The 3171-nt window shown below is 40.8% G+C and carries 1 protein-coding gene, 1 tRNA gene and 1 pseudogene; 1 reads left to right on the forward strand and 2 read right to left on the reverse strand.

Going from position 1 to position 3171, the window contains the following annotated elements:
* The first annotated feature begins 87 nt into the window (after positions 1 to 87).
* Positions 88 to 171: transfer RNA gene (locus tag AB9N12_RS19685), tRNA-Leu, on the forward strand.
* Between the two features lie 1371 nt (positions 172 to 1542).
* Here the strand turns inward: AB9N12_RS19685 and AB9N12_RS19690 are convergent.
* Both AB9N12_RS19690 and AB9N12_RS19695 read right to left on the reverse strand, forming a co-directional pair.
* Complete coding sequence (locus AB9N12_RS19690) at positions 1543 to 2250, reverse strand: ComF family protein (RefSeq protein WP_369893777.1); 708 nt, start codon at positions 2248 to 2250, stop codon at positions 1543 to 1545.
* Positions 2251 to 2281: 31 nt separating this feature from the next.
* Positions 2282 to 3086, reverse strand: a pseudogene (locus tag AB9N12_RS19695) (inositol monophosphatase family protein).
* Positions 3087 to 3171 lie beyond the last annotated feature (85 nt).

The raw sequence follows: 3171 nt of genomic DNA on the forward strand, positions 1-3171 counted from the left end.
GATTTTTTTCCCCCTTTTTTTTGCCGAACTATTGTGGAATCAAAATAATGTCGTATATTTGCACCGCAATTGAGAAATCAAGTATGCGCCCAGATGGCGGAATCGGTAGACGCGCTGGTCTCAAACACCAGTGGATTCACTTCCATCCCGGTTCGACCCCGGGTCTGGGTACTGAAACGGGGGAGAGGAGTTATCTTCTCCCTTTTTTGTGCCTTGCCGCCTCGTTGACTCATTGGTCTGCTCATAGATAAGCTCAAGCACCTTGTTGTAAGAAAAATAGTGGGATAAATTTTGTCTTAATCTGAAAAATCGGAGAAGAGTTTAAAAATTTGAGTAATGTGCTTCAAGGTAGCCTATCCCCCAAATAGTTCGTTTCCATACGGTAAGGCACAAAATAATATGTATATGAATTGTTCGATCCGGTACTGAAGCAATCCGAATCATGTACTTGAGTTGCCCAAGTCTCCTGCATTATTTCATTGAGTGTAGTATTTGTTACAGGCAATTCTCCTACTAATTACAGTCAAATCTCCCACTAACTATTAAAAAGAAAAATCGCCTTCAGCCTTCAGTTCTTCACCAAAGTCCCTGTTCATCGACGTTTGGGCCTGAAAGCACTCCTGAAAGCGAATGTGTATAACTCCGGCTCCTTACTTACTTCCAACAGAGGCTCTATTATAGCAAAACAAAGCCTGCATTTCATGGTAACAGAGCCTCTGTTATAACCAAACAGAGCCTACATTTCATCTCACAATAGATAGTTCTACCGGCAAGTCTGAAAAAAACTGAAAGCGCTGAAAGCACTACCCCTTGCCTACAATACCTTCCTGCAAGGGTCAATATGTTCCGGTTTCAGCCGCTATCTCCTTCCTGCAAAGCGTTTGCGGGTAAAACTGAAACGGCTGAAAGCAGATTATGGTATGAAAATTCAATAAGATATATGATTAGGTCTATATTAATGCCGGAATTAAATTGTTTAGGACTATACATGGAATGGCGGACAGAAAATTCTTTCTTTGCAGGATTGCGAAGAGTTGGCTCTATCCCCACTAAATTTCTACTGTGCCATTATATCGGAATTCGGGGTCAGTAGAAAAATAGTACGATTTGTTTCAAGATGTTTCATTTGCTTGAAACACTTTGTTTCAAGGCGTGAAATTTTTAAAATGACTGTTTACAATAGGAAAATAGGCGGTGATAGGTGATAGATGAGGTGACAGGTTAGTGACAACCTATCACCGCTCTGTAAATACGATGAATAGGGAGTTTCAGAAAGATGGTGATAGGATGAAAGAGGATTTTCGTTTTTATGTATGAGAGAGCCGTGTACTCATTGACTGAATTCTCTGACATTTGCTTGCGGATGTCAGAGAATTTTGCGAATACGGAATATTGTATGTAGCCTGCCTTGTTCACGTTCACGATTCAAAATAACTTCATCTCTTGATAACGTATACCCACTAAGTTTCTACTGATCCCGGAATTCTGGGATCATGAATCATATTAATAACCTCCTATATTATTTATTCATTGCCTTCATATTTATTCCACTGTCGCCAACGTCAATATACTAATCCGTATTCCCTCCACATTCACCAGACAAGAAGCACATGCCAGCGTAGTAGAACCGGTGGTCAATACATCGTCAACGATCAGTATGTGTTTCCCTACAAGTGCTCCGGGACGTTGAAGTTCAAAGATACCTTCCACATTATCCCGACGTTCAAGTATGGATTTGTGTGTTTGTGTTTCCGTATTTTTCTTACGCAATATGGATTCTGTATCTATGGGGATTCCTGTTACAGCAGTGATTCCACGGGCAATCCATTCGCTCTGATTATAACCGCGAATTTGCAGTTTTTTCTTGTGAAGCGGTATAGGGATTATGACATCAATTCCTTGAAAAAAGTGGGAAGATAAAAGTTCTGCTGCCATATACCGCCCCATAATTGCACCGATTTCCTTCTGTCCACCATATTTCAAACGATGAAGAATCAGCCGAAAGTCACTTCCTTTCTCATAAAAGAAAAAGGAAGTAGCCCGTTCCAAAGGAATTTGTCCCCAGAAAAGCCGTTCCACCGGATTATTTTTTCGAAGATGATAGTTCGTACGAGGTAGTTTGATATTGCATACCGTACAAATACATTCCTCTCCCTTTGCTAACGGTCGGCCGCAAACAACACAGCAACGGGGAAACAGTAAAGATAAAAAAGAACTAAGCCAGTCTTTTACAAGAAGTGTGTGTCTCATAGTAATAGAGATTTTAAAGTTGCAATACCACTTACATATTCAATGGAGGGACTTCTGCCAAAAGTTTCTGAAAGAAAGAATGCAGAATTCCGTTCGTTGCAATAATATGGTGGCCTTCCATGAAATTATCTTCGCCATAGAAGTTAGTAACCTTTCCTCCCGCTTGCTGGACGATCAATGCCGCTGCGGAGTAATCCCATTTTCCGAGAAACGCTTCCATCGACGCATCGAAACGCCCAATAGCTACATAGCAAATTGCAACGGCAGCCGAACCATTCATGCGAATACCTCCCGCTACCCCATAAAGCTGATCGATAAGATGAAGAGCGGTCTGTTTATATTGTAGATAATTATAAGGTAGTTCTGTAATGACAAATGCATCTTTGATGTTCTCAACGTTCGACACATGAATTTCTTCACCGTTCATAAAAGCCTTTCCGCCTTTCCAGGCATAAAAACATTCATCCCGGCAAACCTCATAAACAACACCTAAAAGAAGTTCTGTGCGATTGCGCAAAGCAATAGACACACAGTAAGGAGCCTCATCATGAATATAATTTGTAGTTCCATCCAATGGATCAATGACCCAGCAGTAGGGTTCATCCTGATAAGTGACAGAGCCTTCTGCTGTTATCGAACCCTGCTTCGGGCAGTAGAGCTGCAAGTGCTTTCACCACCCGCACCTTTGACTCTTTATCTACATAAGACACATAATCATGCACATGTTTTTCCACCACATGTTCACGACGGAAGTTCTTTCGTTCTTCTTTCAAGAAATGTCCAGCCTCTGTAGCAATTTGGCATACATCAGTGGTAAGTTGCTTTAAATCCAACATTTATTACTCAAATTAAAAAGTGCTCCGAAGTTATAACTTTTCCTGCAAAAAGCATAGAAGAAAATAATATTTTCGTGTTTGACAC

Origin of the sequence: Bacteroides sp. AN502(2024) (assembly GCF_041227145.1) — a bacterium.
GTDB lineage: Bacteria > Bacteroidota > Bacteroidia > Bacteroidales > Bacteroidaceae > Bacteroides.